This window comes from Rhodopirellula europaea 6C (genome assembly GCF_000338295.1).
GTDB classification, from domain to species: domain Bacteria; phylum Planctomycetota; class Planctomycetia; order Pirellulales; family Pirellulaceae; genus Rhodopirellula; species Rhodopirellula europaea.
The window spans coordinates 61,225-75,933 of record NZ_ANMO01000113.1 but is presented as its reverse complement, the minus strand read 5'-3'; the positions used below and the strand labels follow the sequence as shown (position 1 = coordinate 75,933).

General features: G+C 56.8%; 10 protein-coding genes. 7 read left to right on the top strand and 3 right to left on the bottom strand.

Annotated elements, in window-relative coordinates; translation table 11 throughout:
* The first annotated feature begins 84 nt into the window (after positions 1 to 84).
* Together RE6C_RS11160 and tgt are read left to right on the top strand one after the other, a co-directional pair.
* A complete protein-coding gene (locus RE6C_RS11160; RefSeq protein WP_007332711.1) occupies positions 85 to 1,416 on the top strand; it encodes a tetratricopeptide repeat protein in 1,332 nt (443 codons plus the stop codon).
* A 163-nt stretch (positions 1,417 to 1,579) separates the two neighbouring features.
* Complete coding sequence (gene tgt / locus RE6C_RS11155) at positions 1,580 to 2,707, top strand: tRNA guanosine(34) transglycosylase Tgt (protein ID WP_039961796.1); 1,128 nt, start codon at positions 1,580 to 1,582, stop codon at positions 2,705 to 2,707.
* 89 nt (positions 2,708 to 2,796) lie between these two features.
* On the opposite strand, the gene RE6C_RS11150 is transcribed toward tgt, so the two are convergent.
* Positions 2,797 to 4,071, bottom strand: coding sequence for an HTTM domain-containing protein (locus tag RE6C_RS11150; RefSeq protein ID WP_008656649.1), 1,275 nt, complete (start codon positions 4,069 to 4,071; stop codon positions 2,797 to 2,799).
* Complete coding sequence (locus RE6C_RS11145) at positions 4,068 to 4,865, bottom strand: hypothetical protein (RefSeq protein ID WP_236618115.1); 798 nt, start codon at positions 4,863 to 4,865, stop codon at positions 4,068 to 4,070. Before RE6C_RS11145 ends, RE6C_RS11150 begins: the two co-directional genes overlap by 4 nt.
* A gap of 198 nt (positions 4,866 to 5,063) precedes the next feature.
* Between RE6C_RS11145 and RE6C_RS11140 the strand changes: the two genes are divergently transcribed.
* On the top strand, positions 5,064 to 6,221 hold the full coding sequence (locus RE6C_RS11140; protein ID WP_008656646.1) for an mRNA 3'-end processing factor: 1,158 nt from the start codon (positions 5,064 to 5,066) through the stop codon (positions 6,219 to 6,221).
* Between the two features lie 233 nt (positions 6,222 to 6,454).
* The gene (locus tag RE6C_RS11135) at positions 6,455 to 9,487 is read left to right on the top strand and encodes a hypothetical protein (protein ID WP_008656642.1); all 3,033 of its coding nucleotides are present in this window, start codon (positions 6,455 to 6,457) and stop codon (positions 9,485 to 9,487) included.
* Between the two features lie 86 nt (positions 9,488 to 9,573).
* Here RE6C_RS11135 and RE6C_RS11130 read toward each other — a convergent pair whose 3' ends face one another.
* Positions 9,574 to 9,990, bottom strand: a complete 417-nt coding sequence (locus tag RE6C_RS11130) for a hypothetical protein (protein ID WP_008669978.1) — start codon at positions 9,988 to 9,990, stop codon at positions 9,574 to 9,576.
* Between the two features lie 158 nt (positions 9,991 to 10,148).
* Between RE6C_RS11130 and RE6C_RS11125 the strand changes: the two genes are divergently transcribed.
* The 3 genes from RE6C_RS11125 to RE6C_RS11115 all read left to right on the top strand — a co-directional run bounded on the left by RE6C_RS11125 (position 10,149) and on the right by RE6C_RS11115 (position 14,686).
* Positions 10,149 to 13,652 carry a DUF7133 domain-containing protein gene (locus RE6C_RS11125; RefSeq protein WP_008656640.1) on the top strand — a complete coding sequence of 1,168 codons (3,504 nt, stop codon included), beginning with the start codon at positions 10,149 to 10,151 and terminating at the stop codon, positions 13,650 to 13,652.
* A gap of 91 nt (positions 13,653 to 13,743) precedes the next feature.
* Complete coding sequence (locus RE6C_RS11120) at positions 13,744 to 14,229, top strand: hypothetical protein (RefSeq protein ID WP_008669981.1); 486 nt, start codon at positions 13,744 to 13,746, stop codon at positions 14,227 to 14,229.
* A 34-nt stretch (positions 14,230 to 14,263) separates the two neighbouring features.
* A complete protein-coding gene (locus RE6C_RS11115; RefSeq protein WP_008656638.1) occupies positions 14,264 to 14,686 on the top strand; it encodes a VOC family protein in 423 nt (140 codons plus the stop codon).
* The last annotated feature ends 23 nt before the right edge of the window (positions 14,687 to 14,709 follow it).

The following is a 14,709-nucleotide window of genomic DNA, read 5'->3' as shown; positions in this document are numbered from 1 at the left end:
CAGAGCAGATCGCCACCTGACTCCTTATCCCTCCTTTCGGATCGCTGTGCGAGCGAGCCGAAGTTAGCCCCGGACAAAACGAAGATGAGCGAAGTCGAACTCGAAGTTCTCGACCTGAAGCAAATGGTTCTGGCGAGCAACTCGTTCGGCCCCAGCGACGTCGCCGAAATTCGGCAGGCGATCACCGAAAACTACGGACACTTCGGTGAACTGCGCGACGCGGTCAACGAAATGGAGCAGGACGACGCCCTGACTCCCGCCGGCAAAACCAAAATGGGTGTTTGCCAATTCATGCTGGGCCGTTTCAAAGACGCCTCGGAGACTCTTTCCGCAGCTGACGGCAGCGCGATGGCGTTGTTCTACAACGCTCGTTGCCAGTTCGAACTGTCGAACTTCGACGGAGCGATTGAAGGCTACGAGCAAGCCAAGACGTCGGGATACAACGAAGATCAATGCAAAATTGGTATCGCGGAAGCAAAGCGTTACCAAGGCAAGATCGAAGAAGCGATGGCGATCTTGGACGACATCTTCGGCCCCGCCGAACAAACCGCTGACTACATGTACCAGCGTGCTGCAACCGCCGCTCAGATCGGTGGTCGCATGGAAGAAGCCATCAACTTGTACCAACGAGCCGTGTCGACCGACGAAAACCACGCTGGCGCGTTGTTTGGTTTGGCACTCGAAAACGACCGCTTGGGCAACGACGACGAAGCCCTTCGTTTGTACGAGCGAGCCGCCAAGGCATTCCCAACCGGCATCGGTGCCCTGATCAACTTGGGCGTGATGTACGAAGACAACGGGCAATATGACAAGGCTCAGCTTTGCTACAAGCGAATCCTGGATTGCCACCCCGATCACCCTCGTACGCAGTTGTACATGAAGGACGCTTCGGCGACCGGCAACATGCTGTACGACGAAGAAGCCCAACGTCGAAACGATCGTTTGGCTCAAACGTTGAACATGCCCGTTGCAAACTTTGAACTCAGCGTTCGAAGCCGCAACTGCTTGCAGAAGATGGGCATCGAAACGATTGGCGATTTGACCCGCCACAGCGAACAAGAATTGCTTTCGAGCAAGAACTTCGGCGAAACCAGCTTGGTCGAAATTCGCGAGATGCTGTCGCAGAAGGGTTTGTCGCTCGGCCAGTTCGCCGGCGAAAAGAAATCCAACGATCCGCCCGTCGACACTTCGCACATGTCGCCCGACGAGCAAGCTTTGTTGGAGCGTCCCATCGCAGACCTCAACCTTTCCGTTCGTGCTCGCAAGTGCATGACTCGTTTGCAAATCAACTCCATCGGCGAGCTGATCCGCAAAACGGGTGATGACATGCTTGAGTGCAAGAACTTCGGTGTGACCAGTTTGAACGAAGTTCGTGAAAAGCTGGGCGACCTCGGATTGAAAATGCGGGGCGACTGACCCGCTTGTTTCAAGGCTGTTTTTGAATGAGCCGCACCGCGTTAGTGGCGGTTAACCAGACGCCAACCGGGGCTAACGCCCATCGGCTAATCGTTGTTATTCGGTATACAACTAAATCAACAGCTCGCTAAACGGCTCACGTTAAGAATCGAAAGTCGACTAAATCAACAGCCCGTTTCGCTATGAATTGATTGGCACCGATGGAGGTGCCCGGCGCGGTGTGTTCCATACGCCGCGCGGACCGGTCCGCACGCCTGGCTTCATGCCGGTGGGCACGCTTGGAACGGTCAAAGGCCTGACGATTGATCAAGTTGCCGCCACCGGTGCGGACATGATCCTCGGCAACACATACCACCTGCGATTACGACCCGGACACGAAACCGTGGCCGCTCTCGGTGGTTTGCACAAAATGTGTGGCTGGGATGGCCCGATCCTCACGGACTCGGGTGGATTCCAGGTCTTTTCGCTTGGTGCGATCAACAAAGTCAACGAGCATGCGGCGACGTTTCGTTCGCACATAGACGGTGCGAAAATCGAACTGACCCCGGAGCACTCGATCGAGATTCAGCAGGCTCTCGGCAGCGATGTCGCGATGGTGCTGGACCACGTCATCGCTTTGCCCGCACCGATGACACAGGTCGAAGACGCACTGGCGAGATCGATTCGTTGGGCGGCCCGTTGCCGTAACGCTGCTGACCGAGAGGACCAGGCTCTGTTTGCGATTGTGCAGGGCGGTTTGGATCGAACGCTCCGGCAACAGTGTGCTTCAGAATTGGCGGCGATGTCGTTTGAAGGCTACGCCGTTGGTGGTTTGTCGGTTGGTGAACCTCCCGAAGACATGTACACGACGACCGGATTCACGACGCCGCATTTGCCGGCGGACAAACCTCGGTATTTGATGGGCGTGGGCACGCCACGTGATCTGCTGGAGAACATTGCCCGCGGCATCGATTTGTTCGATTGTGTGATGCCGACACGCAACGGTCGGAATGCTCTCGCGTTCACCGACGAGGGGCCACTGAAGTTACGCAATGCGGTGCACAAACTTGACACTCGTCCGTTGATGGAAGATTGCCCGTGTTTGGCTTGCCGGCACAGTCGTGGCTATCTGCGCCATTTGTTTGTTGCGGGCGAGATGCTCGGACCCATCCTGCTGTCTCATCACAATCTGATGTACTACGGACGTCTGATGCAGGCAACGCGCGACGCGATCGAAGCGGGCGAGTTTGAGGCGTTCAAGAATGCCAAGCTTGCGGGCTGGGGACACGAACCGTTCTACGAGTCGGTCTAGCAGACCAAGTGCACGCCGGTTCCGGGCTCATCACCCGTACGATGGACTTCCAAGTCCGTCGGTCTCCAAGCAGTAGCCGGATCCGCCAATCACGACTCCTCGAGATCGTCGTTTCGCAGAACGCTATCGCCGGCCGACAGACTCCCGTCGGCCAGCTTTTGCTTGATCTTTTCGCGAGTTGCCATCAAACGTTCGGTGCGTTCTTCGTTCTTGGCTTCGCGACGTTTCAGTTTCGCGTAACGCTTTTGAATGCCCTTTTCGGCCGCTTCCAATTCTTCCAAGCGATGCTGCAAGTCCGATGGCAATTTGGCGGACTTCGAACCACCGGTGGTGTCGCCACCCAACGAGGTCATCACGCCCGAAAGCGACGCGTCACCGGATTCATCTTCGGCGAGATCTCCGAGTCGTTTTCGGCGAATCCAATCGGGAGAAACAAATATCCCGTTGGCTCCAATCATCATGATTCCAAACGTCATCATGCCAAGGAACAACGCGATTCCGCCGTGGACAGCAACGGCGAGAGCCAGCGTGATTCCCCGCGTCAATCGTGGCCAAATGATCGCACAGTAGAAAATTTCCCAGAACATCGTGATGTGCGACAACGCCGTGAAGACTCGCGGGAACCGTCCCAGGAATGTCATGTCGAGCGATTGATATTCGTAGTTGGCGACGGCGAACCATACCGCGGTCCCGTCCCACCAAAGTTCACCCCGAGCTTTCGCTATTCCGCCGAACAAATAGATCACACACAGATGAATCTGCAGCAGACGCGTTGCCACGTTGGCGGTGATGGTTTTCTTGTCCGCGGGGAACAACCATGCTTTCAAACCGGACAGCGTTTTCTCGCCGTCATCGGTCAATCGTCGTCGCAGTTTCGAGTCGATCGACCACACCGCTCCGCAGGGAGTGAAGACCAGGTACATCGCGCAGTACGTCACGATTTGGTCCAATCCGAAGAGGCTGCCAAGCAGTCGATGAATCACCATCAGTTGCAGGAACCATGCCAGAGGGCCGGTCACGCGAGTGAGGAAGCCGAGCATGAAGCAGGCGGTGACCAGAATCGTTACGATGTGGTTGAGCCACAGAACGGTCGCGTTGTCGACCAGCCAAAGATACGACCATGCCGCGGTTTGTTCGCCGAGCGTTCCGTCGTGCAATCGAGCACTGGTTTCGTTGTCGATCCAGGCTTCCGTGCCGATGAAGGATGAGAAGTCGGTCGCGAGAACCAAGTGCGAATACAACAGCATCGCTCCGGTCACGATTCGCAGCACGGCGAGCGTGTCGATGTGACGCGGTGTGAACCAGAATCGATCCCAGGCGTCGACCCACGACGCGGCGTACTGTTTGAAGGATTCGATCATCATGACGCGTCCTCCTGTGCATCGTCTGGTTGGTTGGCTTCGTCGATGGAGGTGTCGGTGTCAGTTTTGTTTTCGCCATCCGGGACGGGGACCGGTTCTGAATTCGACGGATCGATGGGAGTTGCGTTCTCGGCGTCCGGTTGAGGCAAGGCTTCGGCGGTACCGAGCAGCCCTTCCAACGTGATCGGAACGTCCGGCAATTCGACGTAGGCTCGTTCGTCAGTCAGCGATAAGTTCTCTCGGGTGAACAGAACGAAGTCAGGCAGTTGGTGTTCCAGACGCACGATCGCGACATCGGATTTGCCGGTCGACTCTAGGTGCCGGACCATCGAATCGAGAATGCGTTCGTAGCGTTTGCGTCCCAAGCGAAGCGTCTGCAATTCTTCAGGGCTGAGTTCGGGCCCGATCAGCTGACTGACCTCCAGTGGCAACGCGGGCTGGTACGAGTCATTCAGGAACTCGGCCAGCATGAAGTGCCGGTGATATTTCAGCCGGGGCCACTGGTCGTCGAGGTCGGGGAACACCTGAACGGTATTTCCGGCGTCGGAGGTCGCTCGAATCAGGTGACTGGGGCCGGGATCGGGAGCGAAAAAGGCATACCCGCGATCCATGTAAAACATTTGGGCGACGGGCGAAATCATCGACAGCAGCGTTCCGACCGATGGTGACAAACCGCGAGCCCCACGTGCTTGGAAAGCGAGCGGTGGCAAAACGATCGTCAGCAGCATTCCGATCAACAGGACGCTGATCAGAAATCGATTTCGGCGTGAAAGCGGCAATGAATCGGGTTGAGTCACTTGTGTTTGGTGGTCCCGGAGGGATTGGCAGTTGCGGAGTGATCGTCGTTGGTTGGCGGCGATTTGGCCGTTTTTTACGACGTGGTTCACACGGCGATACAGTGGAACGGATCGGGGGGACGCTTCGATTTTCGCCCAACCTTAATCCGTCCGCATCCCATGTACAGATGACGGCCTTCGCCAGGCACAACCGCTTTCATGACACGCCCACGCCCCAAATTGCTGGAAACGACCCCCGCGGGGCTGCATTGTCCCATCGGCGGATTTTATGTCGATCCCGTCCGACCGGTCGATCGCGCGGTGATCACTCACGGGCACAGCGATCACGCGAGGTGGGGGTGTCGGCACTATTTGTCAGCCAAACCCGGCGAACCGATTTTGCGAATGCGATTGGGCAATGAAGCTGAATTCGAATTCCTGGAATATGGCGAGCCCCGAACGATTGGCGGCGTCCACGTTTCGCTGCATCCGGCCGGGCACATGCTCGGTTCGGCTCAGGTGCGACTTGAGTATCGAGGCGAAGTCGCTGTCGTGACGGGAGACTACAAATTGCAATCGGATGCGACGTGTGCCGATTTCGAACCGGTGCGGTGCCACACGTTGGTGACGGAGTCGACCTTTGGATTGCCGATTTACCAGTGGCGTGAAGACGTTGAAATATTTGCCGACATCAATGATTGGTGGCGGACATCAGCGGAGGAAGGCAAATGCTGTTTGTTGTACGGTTACGCGGTCGGCAAGTCACAGCGATTGTTGTCCGGTTTGGATTCTTCCATTGGTCCGATCTACACGCACGGTGCGGTTGAAAAAGGCGTGCAGGCTTATCGTCAATCCGGAGTGGAATTGCCTGAGACGATGGCGGTGACACAGCGAATTGAAATGGCGGGCCAAGCCAACGACGCGAAATCCGAGGCGAACGAGTCCGCTGGAAAGTCGCCGAGGAAACGGTCTCACAAACGAACCGCGAAACTGGATTGGGCAGGTTCGATCGTCGTCGCGGTGCCGAGTGCTCACGGAACACCTTGGATGCGAAAGTTTGGATCCGTCAGCACGGCGATGGCCAGCGGTTGGATGGCGGTCCGAGGTGCCCGGCGACGTCGGGCTGTCGATCGCGGGTTTGTGCTGAGCGACCACGTGGATTGGTCGGGGTTGATGAACGCGATTGTTTGGAGCGAGGCCGAGGATATCTGGGTGACGCACGGCAGCACCGCCGTCGTCAGTCGCTTTTTGAATGAAGGTGGTTTGGCCGAACGTTTAGTCGCGGAGCGAAGAACCGATCGGCACCAGATCCGTGCTTGCGAAATTCCTTCCTACTGGGAAACCGCCACGGCCGACTCCGACGCGGACGATGACTGACGGATTTCGCAGTTTCACGTTGGTTCTGTTTCACGCGGCCGATGAGTCGCGTCGCCTGTTCCGCACACGAAGCGAAAAAAAATCGAGCGATTCTGAGCCACAAACCTCGCATCATCGCGATCCGTGGCAGAATTCATCTTGGTTTGGAGAGCCCAATTTAGGCATAAGCGTTTGATCGGCGCAAATCGTCTGGTCGCCGGCCTTCTCAATTGCTCTCTAATATCAGTCATCGAATGCGTCAGGATTCCCGACGATCGCTGTTGTTGTGGCCAATCACGGCATCCATCGCCGTCATCGCAACCACCACTTCGCCCTATCTTCTGCAGTCGACCGGTTTGTTCGACCCGGATGCGGTGTTCGCCAAATTCGGATTCGACCGATCCGTCGATACCGATTTGGCCGCGAAGCCTGATTCCGGTGAAACGTATTTGACGTCGGACGAAAGCGATCCAGTCTGGGATGCTGCTCCGAACAATCCGCCAAACGATTTTCTGTCGACCACTTCGCACGGTTTTGGGGCACCGGAACCGCTGACGCCGCTCAATCAAGCGGACGTGAAATCACCGGAAACGCCCGCCGAAGATGCTCATCGTCCTGACCGTGGCGGTCGAGGATTGTCCTTGCCCGAGCGTTTGGCCGACGATGCGTCGGAGTCTCCCGGTGTGCTTCAAGCCCCGGTGATTGACCTCGAAACTGAGCTGGCTGGATTCTCTGAAACCCTGGAACTGGAACCTGCGCTCGAACACATTGCCGCCGCGGTGCCCGCCTCGTTGTCTCCCGGGTTGGATGACCCAACGACGAAGCAATCTGAATCGGTCTCACTGCCCACTGAGATGTTCCACACAGAATCGCCAGACGCGGACGACGAATCCGATTCGTTGATTCCCGAATCGGTTGCGGTCCTCGCAAAGCCAAGCGTGCGAGCCGAGGATGTTCCCCAGTTGAATCTGGATCTGCCTCGCTTTGTTCGTCCACCAGTCGTCTCGCCCGCCGAAAACGCAAGTGCGGCGAAAACTCACCATGCGACCGGTTGGCCACTTCCGAAGCAATTGCGATTGGAATTGTCGGAGTTGTCCTCTCACGCGAATTTGGCGTTGGATTCCAATGAAGAGCTAAGCGACGTGTTGTTGACATCGGTCGATATCGAGCGAACCGATTTGAAGACCGCTCACGACGAAATGCTGCGAACCGGAAACCTGCAAAATGGTTCCGCATCTTCCGCCGAAGCGATGCGTCGTCAGGCGACGTCGATCGTCATGGGACGCTGGGCGGAGGAAGTCGACGAACGACTGAGCCAACTTCGCCAGCTCGCTCGATTGGGCGAACAAGACGCCGGGCCGATTCTGCGTGAGCTATCGTCGTTGGCCGCTGCCGGATTGCAGTTGGCCGAACGAGCTCCCGAACGCGATCAACAAGTGCGTTGGTTGCAGGCGTCTCATTCGCTATCGCGTCGCACGAGTGTGTGGGCATCGATTTGGCAATTGGCTCGCGGACACGCCGGTTCATTCGAACCGTCCGGCACGTTGCCAAACGAAACGCTGACACTGCACAGTCAAAACAAGGTGCACGAACGGTTTGATGTGCACCAACTGATTCGCGATGTCCGCGAAAGATTGCCTGAGACTGGTGATCCAAATGGTTGGACGACCTTCTTGTTGCTCGACAAAATTCAAACGCTCGCGTCTTCGGATGACATGGACGAGCGTGCCCTGACGGCCCAGCGATATCTTTCGCGTATCACTTCGAAGCGATTGGCACCCGAGCACGAAGAATGGTTGAGCCAGTCGGCGCTTCAGCAATTGACCGAAGCCATGAAGACATGGAGTGCGATCCCAATTGACTATGTCGCGTTGCTGCAAGATCTGGAACGAGCCGAAGCGGACGCGATCGATTTAGCGGCTGTGAAGGTGACCAATGCGTTTCAGTCGCTGCGGTTTTCAGACGACGCTCACGCGGCACGAGTCGCCAAGGCAATTGATCTGAACTACCGCAATGCGAATGTTCGAACCGCGATCTCGGCCAAATTGATCGAGCGATTGATTCCATCGGTTCCCGATCGCACGTCTCCAATCGCGACCCAAGTTGCCGGAACGCCCGTGCGAGGAACCAGCAACGTCAGCACCGCAATGGATCTGCGTTTGAATCCGGTGCCCGGGCAATGGAGCATTGACTTGTTGACGCGAGGCGATGTGTCGACACGCAGCTACGCTCATCAAAGTGGTGTGACCGTTCATGCCAATGGTTGGGCCGAGTTTGACGCGTCGACTCCGATCCGGATCACGCCGGACGGTTTGACCGTTGGCGGCACCGAAGTCCAGGTCAACGCCGACAACCGATTGCAACGCGTGGATTCGAAGGTCAACGAGTGGCCGCTGATCGGATCGTTGGTGCGTGGCATCGCGGTAAAGAAATACGAAGACACCAAGTCGCTGGCCAATCAACGAACACGCCAACAAATTCGAGATGAAGTCACCACGCAGACTCAGTCGGAATTGGGGACTCAAACGTCGAAGGCGGAAGAGAAGTGGGACGACCTCGTGCTCGGACCGCTGGGGCGTTTGGAGTTGTCACCAACCGTGATCGATTTGGAGACCACGTCGGAACGATTGATCGCTCGATATCGTTTGGCGGGCGATTGGCAACTCGCCGCTCACACGCCTCGACCACGCGCGTGGAATGATAGTTGGTTGAGTTTGCAAATGCACCAATCAGCGATCAACAACACGTTGGAACAAATCCTTCCTCGTGGCGAAGTCAAAACGTTCGATCAGCTTTACACCGATACGTTTGCTTTGTTTGGCAAAGAAGGTGCGACGCTACCCGAGGAGGTTCCCGGTGATGCTGAAATCGCATTCTCACCGACTCGGCCGATGACGATTGAAATTGAAGACGGCAAGATGTGGTTGACGCTTCGTGTGGTTCGATTGAGCCAACCGGGCAGTCCCAAGCTGACTCGATTCATCGTCCGCGCAGCGTACAAGCCCGAGATCGACGGTCGCAACGCGAGGTTGGTTCGAGACGGGCACCTGCGAGTCAGCGGGCCAGGGATGTCGATGCGACAGCGACTGCCGATCCGAGCGGTCTTCAACAAAGTGTTGGCGGAAGATCGAGTGATTCCGTTGACGACGCCTAAGTTGATCGAGCATCCTGCGATGCAAGATTTGGTTGTCAGCCAGTTGGAACTTCGTGACGGATGGTTGGCTCTGGCATTGAGCCCCGAAGCCGCACCAAGCGTCGCCAATCGCTCGCAAGCCAACAACCGCTGAGCGTCAAAACGCCCCGCCAAGTATCACACCGATTCGAAACGAATCCCTGTGCTCCTGAGGCCCTGAGCCCCTTTCCACTCCCCCCACTACATCATCTGCATGTAGCAGGCGGCGAAGAGGACGGAGTGGGCGATCAAGCAGAGTGCGGCGCCGACGAGCCGGGACGAGAACATTCCGAGAATGGAAAGGCCGCATCCAAGTCCCGTGACCAGGATGCCGCCGGCCGGGAACAATTGCCAGCAGGCGACCGAGAACACCAGCACGATCAACGCCGCGATGACGCTGGCCTGCAGGATGCCGGACTCGGGCACCCAAACTTCTTCTTGGTGAAACGCCATTGTCGCGGCGATGACGGGGCGATCGGTTCCGGCCGCGAAGGGGCTGCCTCGCCGGATCGGGCTCGGTTCGGCGTCAGCGGAGACAACGTTTCCGGTTTGCGGATCCGATGCCGCATCGGAAACGGATTGATCCGGTGGAGTCGGCGAAGGGTTCGGTTCACTCATTGAAACGGCGACTTCGGGATGGAGACCAAGAAGTTTGACAGGCAAATATTCGGTTGGAATGCCAGATGCTGGACGGTTAATCCTTGTCCATCTTTCCAAGCCCCAGTTATTCTATACATACCGCTCGCCGCCGCCCAATGAGGTCTTTTATCAGCACTATGTCGTCGCCAATCGCTTCCCCCTCTCGCTCGTTTTCCCGTTCTTTGCGTCGGTCGCGGCGTCCGTCTCCTTTTTGTCGCTGGGCAATTGGGCTTGGCCTGATCGTCGGCGCGATGCCGGTGTCCGCCGTTCTGAGTGGCACCGATTTGGTCGGCTCGGTGAGTGCTGACGAGCCAGCCGCCGCGGCGGTGACGAACACCAAACCCGAGGCTCTTGAGCCGGATATCGCTGAGGCGTCGGAAGAAGCGTCTCAGGCGATGGCGGGATTCAAAATCCCCGAAGGCTGGGAAATCAAACTTTTCGCGGCCGAACCCCAAGTCGCCAACATCGTCGCGTTCGCAGTGGATTCGAAGGGCCGAGTCTACGTGTGCGAAAGCTATCGGCAGAATCGCGGTGTGACGGACAACCGAGGCCACGACGACGAATGGTTGCTGGCCGATTTATCGGCGGAGACAGTTCAAGACCGAATTGATTACCACAAACGGTTGCTCGGCGAAGCGGCGATCACCTACGCCCAACATGACGATCGGATCCGCCGTCTGACCGACGCCGATGGCGATGGTGTGGCGGATGAGTCCACCGTGGTGGCCGATGGCTTCAACGGTTTGGAAGAAGGAACCGGTGCGGGCGTTCTGATCAACGGTTCAGACATCTATTACACCTGCATCCCCAAACTGTGGAAATTGACCGACGCGGATGACGACGGCGTCGCGGAAGATTCGCAAGTTTTGTCGGATGGTTATGGCGTCCGAGTCGCTTTCCGTGGTCACGACATGCACGGGCTGATTCGCGGCTACGACGGTCGTCTGTATTTCTCGATCGGAGACCGTGGTTACCACGTGACGACCCCCGAAGGAAAACTGTTGTCCAACCCAGCCGTCGGCGCGGTGTTCCGTTGCGAGATGGACGGCAGCCAGTTGGAAGTTTATTGCAACGGTTTGCGAAACCCACAGGAGCTGGCTTTCAACGACATCGGTGACTGGTTCACCGTCGACAACAACTCGGACAGCGGCGACAAAGCCCGTTTGGTTCATCTGTTGGAAGGTGGCGACACCGGATGGCGAATGCACTACCAGTACTTGCCCGATCGCGGACCGTTCAATCGCTTGAAGATTTGGGAGCCACACCACAACGAACAACCGGCTCACCTTGTTCCGCCGATCATCAACTTCACCGACGGCCCATCGGGACTCGCGTTTTATCCGGGCACTGGGTTCGGCGAACAACTCGACAATCAATTCTTGATTTGTGATTTTCGAGGTGGTCCGTCCAACAGCGGCATCCGTTCGTTCTCGGTCGATCCCGATGGCGCTTTCTACAAGATGGGTGCAAACGACCAACCGATTTGGAACATCCTCGCGACCGACGTCGCATTCACTCCTTCGGGTGAGCTCTTGGTCAGCGACTGGGTCGACGGCTGGGATGGATTGGGCAAAGGTCGTTTGTACACATTGAGTGACCCGGCTCAGCAAGACACCGACATTGTGTCCGAGGTCCAGGAACTGCTCAGTGGCGAGATAACCGCCGCATCGGTGGAAGATCTGACCAAGCAACTTCACCACATCGATCGTCGCGTGCGTTTGAATGCTCAGTGGGAACTGGCCAGTCGCGGCGAAACACAACCATTGATCGACATTGCATCAGCGACCGACTTGGACGCTCGTATTCGTTTGCACGGTATCTGGGGATGCGAGCACGCGGTGCGTTTGGATGCTTCAAAAGCATCGGATGTGTTGGCTGCGAACCGTGGTTGGTTGACGGATTCCGATCCGATCATTCGCGCCGCCGCATGTGCTTTGGCCGGCGATCGGAACGATGCCGAATCAATCGCGAAGATCAGCGAGTTGCTGTCTGACAAATCGGCTCGCGTGAAATACTTCGCGGCGATGTCGTTGTCCGAATTGTTGACTTCCGAAACCGGCAATGCTGCCACCAATCAGCAAGCGTTTGGCATTGTCCTGCAGATCCTGGCTGAGAACGACAACGTTGACCCCGCCCTTCGCCACGCGTGCACTTATTTCCTGCGACGCGTTGCAGCGGAAGAAATGCTGGCGGGACTGGCAAAACACAACAGCGTTCCGGTTCGCCGTGCGGCAATCGCTGCTCTGCGTGGTCAAGGCAGTGAGAAGGTGACGGCATTTTTGTCCGACGCCAGTTCGTTGGTGTTGGCGGAAGCCGCGATGGCGATTCACGATCGACCGATCCCGGCAGGCGTGGACGAATTAGCGAATTTGATTTCGGTTGCGGATCTGCCGCTTAATTCGGAGGCGTTGCTGCGTCGCGTGCTGGCGGCCAATTATCGGATCGGTACGGCCGAGGCTGCCGCAGCACTGGCGTCGTTCGCTGCGTCGGGTGAAAAGCCGACATGGGCTCGGATCGAAGCAATCGACATGTTGGCCAATTGGGCCAGCCCAGATCCGAGAGACCGAGTCACGAACGAATATCGGCCGCTGGAAAGCCGCCCCGAAATTATCGCTCGCGAAGCGTTGGCCAAACACATCGAAGTCTTGATGATCACCGACCAAACCGTTCGTGAAAAAGCGATCGATGTCGGATCCAAACTTGGGATCAAGAAGATTGCTCCGCAGTTGATCGCCCGGACCAATGACGCTCAATCGCGACCCGCGTCACGTGCGTCGGCTTTGACCGCATTGGCTCGTTTGCAACCCGCGCAAGCGGTTCAGATTGCTCGGGCGATTGATCTCGAACAACCGACTCAGTTGGTCACCGCCGCACTTTCTGTTTTGGGCAAACACGACGGCCCCGCTTCCGTCGATCGCTTCATTGCCGCGACGGCGACGGAAAGCCAACTTGTTCGCGGATTGGCTTGGGACTTGTTGGCCGACGTCGAGTCGAAAGAGGCTCTCGAGCATATCATCAAAGGCGTGAACGCTTACCTCGAAAATGATCTTCCGGCCGATGTTCAATTGAACCTCGTCGAAGCCGCCACGAAACGTTTGCCTGAGGAATGGAACGCGAAGATCGCCGCTCACCGAGAGCAGTTGGCGACGACGGAACCCTTGGCGAAGTGGATGGATTCGCTGCACGGCGGCGATCCAGACAAGGGAGCGAAGTTGTTCTTCGGCAAGACCGAACTTTCGTGCGTGCGTTGCCACAAAGTGGATCGCGCGGGCGGTGAAGTTGGTCCGGCCCTGACGACAATCGGCAAAACCCGAGATCGCCGGACGTTGCTGGAAGCGATTGCTTTGCCCGACGCGAAGATCGCCGAAGGGTTCGAAACGGCCGTGATCGCGGATGAAGACGGACAAGTCTTCACCGGGATTGTGGGAATGGAAACCGACGATGTGATTGAACTGATCGCCGCTGATGGTTCGCGGGCTCGGATCGACAAGGACTACATCATCGCACGAAAGAAAGGCAAGTCATCGATGCCGGCCGGTTTGACCGAGCAGATGACCGCTCGCGAATTGCGTGATCTGGTTGCCTATCTGGCTAGCCTTCAAGTCGACCCAAGGGCCGGTGAAGAAGAAGGCCACGAATAGCCGGCAAGCAATCCCATCGTGAATTGAGATAGAATTGGCACCGAGGAGCAAAAGTTCCTCGGTGCTTTTCTTTTTTCAAACGGAGCTCGCGATGAAGACTTGGCTTGGAATGTTCGCAATTCTGGCTGTTGCCGTGTCGTCTGCAACCGGAGCGGAACCACTGCCGCCGGAAGGTTGCTCGCGAATCAAACTGACATTTGTGTTGCCTCCCGAACTCCCGCAGAAACCCAATCAAACGATGACCAACGTCGGCGGATTGGTTCTTCCGATGGAATCCATTCGGCCGGTTTCAATCTTCATCGATGGCCAGTTCACGGGACACACGCTGGCATCGCCGTATGCTCCCATGCGGCCAGACATCCATTTGACAGCGGGTGAGCACGAGTTTGATTTCAAGTGCGATGGCTTTGCACCTGTGAAAATAAAACTGACGGTTTTGGCGAATCAATGCACTCAGTATTTGATTGTGAAAATGACTGAAGCGTCGAACGAGAAAACGGCGGTTTCCAAAACGAAGACGAAGGCGAAAACGCACGTCGTCGGCAGAGACATCTTCGAGGAAGAGAACGTGAAGTGAATTCAATCCACTCGAACGTACAAGGACCGGTTCCATGAGCGTTGTCACCACATTGAATTTTGGTGGGCGTACGGAAGAGGCGGTGGAGCATTACCGTGAGGTGCTCAATGCGAACGTGTTGATGTTGATGCGTTTTCACGAATGTCCCGACTCGTCGTTTTCAAAGCCCGGGTTCGAGGACAAAGTCTTTCACGCGACCATCCGTATTGGTTCGACGGAGGTGATGGCCAGTGACGTCGGCTGCGATGAACCCAGTGTCGAGACCCATTTCGCCGGTTTCGCGTTCGCCGTTCGAGCCAATTCCATTGCAGATGCCGAGCGTCACTTCACTGGTTTGAGCGAACAGGGCGAGGTCATCGTTCCGCTTTCGGAAACCTTTTTCGCGACGCGTTACGGAATTGTGAAAGATCGATTCGGTGTGTCCTGGAAAATCACCGTTCCGGGCGAAAAAGAGTAGACCATTTGTCTTCAATGTTCCGC

Bases quoted from the DNA above. Each gene is read 5' to 3' on its own strand.
- RE6C_RS11120 (WP_008669981.1), top strand. From the start codon at position 13,744: ATGAAGACTTGGCTTGGAATGTTCGCAATTCTGGCTGTTGCCGTGTCG.
- RE6C_RS11125 (WP_008656640.1), top strand. From the start codon at position 10,149: ATGTCGTCGCCAATCGCTTCCCCCTCTCGCTCGTTTTCCCGTTCTTTG.
- RE6C_RS11140 (WP_008656646.1), top strand. From the start codon at position 5,064: ATGACACGCCCACGCCCCAAATTGCTGGAAACGACCCCCGCGGGGCTG.
- RE6C_RS11160 (WP_007332711.1), top strand. From the start codon at position 85: ATGAGCGAAGTCGAACTCGAAGTTCTCGACCTGAAGCAAATGGTTCTG.
- RE6C_RS11115 (WP_008656638.1), top strand. From the start codon at position 14,264: ATGAGCGTTGTCACCACATTGAATTTTGGTGGGCGTACGGAAGAGGCG.
- RE6C_RS11150 (WP_008656649.1), bottom strand. From the start codon at position 4,071: ATGATGATCGAATCCTTCAAACAGTACGCCGCGTCGTGGGTCGACGCC.
- RE6C_RS11135 (WP_008656642.1), top strand. From the start codon at position 6,455: ATGCGTCAGGATTCCCGACGATCGCTGTTGTTGTGGCCAATCACGGCA.
- RE6C_RS11130 (WP_008669978.1), bottom strand. From the start codon at position 9,990: ATGAGTGAACCGAACCCTTCGCCGACTCCACCGGATCAATCCGTTTCC.